This is a genomic window from Vibrio sp. 10N.222.46.A1 (genome assembly GCF_041473595.1).
GTDB classification, from domain to species: domain Bacteria; phylum Pseudomonadota; class Gammaproteobacteria; order Enterobacterales; family Vibrionaceae; genus Vibrio; species Vibrio tasmaniensis_A.
In genome coordinates this window covers 1-616 of the sequence record NZ_JBFRSN010001139.1, presented here as the reverse complement: position 1 = coordinate 616, position 616 = coordinate 1, and the positions used below count along the sequence as shown (strand labels likewise).

The window sequence follows — 616 nt, the reverse complement described above, 5'->3', positions numbered from 1 at the left end:
CCTGTTTACGAACCAAATCAGCCATAATACCCTCGCGATCACCTAGGTAATCGTTAAGGCCAACTTTACGCAGTTCACATGCAGGGCAATCGCCACAACCATCACCAACAATGCCGTTGTAACAAGTCAGTGTTTTGTTTCTAACAAGCTCAAGTGCTGAGTACTGGTCTGCTAACGCCCATGTCTCAGCCTTGTTTAACCACATTAACGGTGTTTTAATATCAAGCTGCTTATCCATGCCCTGTACAAGCGCAGAATTCATCGCTTTCACAAAATCATTACGACAATCAGGGTAGCCTGAGAAATCTGTTTCACACACACCAGTAATCACAGTTTCAGCGCCGATTTGGTACGCGTAAATACCTGCCAAAGTTAAGAACAGAATATTACGACCAGGAACGAATGAGTTCGGCAGCCCATTTTCTTGCAACTCATGAGACACAGGAATATCGTCACGAGTCAGAGAGCTGATAGCCAGTTCATTCAACAGAGTCACATCCATTACTTTGTGCGCTTTCACACCAAGTTCTTTCGACAATGACTCAGCAACTTCGATCTCGAGTCTATGGCGCTGACCATAATCAAACGTAATCGCATGAACTTCATCATACTCTTT

1 protein-coding gene is annotated in these 616 nt (G+C 44.2%); it reads right to left on the bottom strand.

The window, feature by feature from the left end; translation table 11 throughout:
* Positions 1–616: 7-cyano-7-deazaguanine synthase QueC (gene queC, locus AB4496_RS24575; protein ID WP_372132422.1), on the bottom strand; the 616-nt coding region annotated here is incomplete at both ends.